The following is a 1,400-nucleotide window of genomic DNA, read 5'->3' on the forward strand; positions in this document are numbered from 1 at the left end:
TCTGGTAAATATGCTTCTAACCACTTATCAGAAAAACCCCGTTTTACTTTACCATTGCGGATGCGCTTGGTGCGATTTGTCCAAAAGATATTCCGTTGTTCGTTTAACTGAGGTAACGGCCAACCCTTCTCTTGTCGCATCACCTTGTAGGTCAGCCACAGATGCATTTCCGTTGCGCGATCGCTACCATGTCTTTTCTCCCATGAGGATAACGGACGAGGAATGGGAAATGCTCTGAGACGATAATTCCGGGGTCCGACTTGCTCAAGCAGCGCTGGGTCTACAGGACGCACTCGCCTGACCTGGGAGAATAACTTAGTTGACAATTTACGGCACAACGCGGTAAGATAAGTACGCTGTCAACAACAGGTGAGGTAACAAAGTCTCAATTACCCCACAGAAGCTGCTGAGTATCTGGGTGTTAACGTCAGAACGCTGGCCAGATGGAAAAATCAAAGCATTATCCAAGCTATCAAAACACGATCAGGTCAGCGTAGATATTACGTAGAATCCTATACTCAAAACTTCTCACCACGAAAACAAACTGTGCTGTATTGTCGAGTTTCTAGCCATGCTGAAAAACCAGACTTAAACTTTTAAGTAGCTACATTGCAAGCCAGAAGCCAAGACTATAAAAGAAGTTGGCGGAGGATTAAATTTTAACCGGAAAAAACTACTTGAACTTTTGTATCAAATAATTAAAGGTGAAGTTAGTCGAGTAGTTGTTGGCCATAAAGATAGGCTGGCTAGATTTGGTTTTGACTTGTTTAACTGGCTGTGTGAACAAAATAATTGTGAGCTGATCGTTCTTAATGAAAAAGAGCTTTCACCACCAGAATAAATGGTAGAAGATATCCTGGCCATACTACAGGTGCTACCCGTGGCGAATTTAATTCTTAATGCTAAGAGCGCACCTCATGGTTTTTCCAGTGGATTATATGGACTGAGAAAGTACCTTACTCAAATCAATAACGCTCCCGAGCTATGCAGCGAGCCTTTAAAACGAAGTTAAAACTTAATAATAAGCAGAGAACTTTGATGGCTCAACACGCCGGTTATTCAAGGTGGGTATGGAATTGGGCGTTAAACTTGTGGAATGAAGCATACAAAGCCGGACTAAAACCATCGGCAAACAAGCTGAAAAAGTTCTACACCAATCATGTCAAACCTCAGTATCCCTGGATGAAAAACTTATCCTCTAAGGTGTACCAATTCGCTTTTATGCACTTAGGGGAGGCGTTTAACAGATTTTTTCAAGGTAAAGCCAAACATCCTAGGTTCAAGAAAAAAGGTAAAAATGATAGCTTTACTATCGATAACAGCGGTAAAGTCATGGAGGTAGCAGGTATAAGGTTAAAGCTCCCCTTTATGGGATGGGTTAGCACTTATGAGCCGTTACC

Annotated in this window: 1 protein-coding gene and 2 pseudogenes; 2 read left to right on the top strand and 1 reads right to left on the bottom strand. The window is 42.1% G+C overall.

The genetic code is table 11. The annotated features are described in order from the left end of the window. Nucleotides 1-326, bottom strand: a pseudogene (locus F6K51_RS37265) (PEP-CTERM sorting domain-containing protein); the annotation flags it as partial. Nucleotides 327-414: 88 nt separating this feature from the next. Here F6K51_RS37265 and F6K51_RS37270 point away from each other — a divergent pair. Together F6K51_RS37270 and F6K51_RS37275 are read left to right on the top strand one after the other, a co-directional pair. After that, nucleotides 415-1,012 (top strand): annotated as a pseudogene (locus F6K51_RS37270) (IS607 family transposase). Then, on the top strand, nt 985-1,400 hold a 416-nt coding region (locus F6K51_RS37275), incomplete at its 3' end, for a transposase (RefSeq protein WP_293031210.1). The pseudogene F6K51_RS37270 and the gene F6K51_RS37275, both read left to right, overlap by 28 nt.

The organism is Moorena sp. SIO3I8 (genome assembly GCF_010692325.1).
Taxonomy (GTDB): domain Bacteria; phylum Cyanobacteriota; class Cyanobacteriia; order Cyanobacteriales; family Coleofasciculaceae; genus Moorena.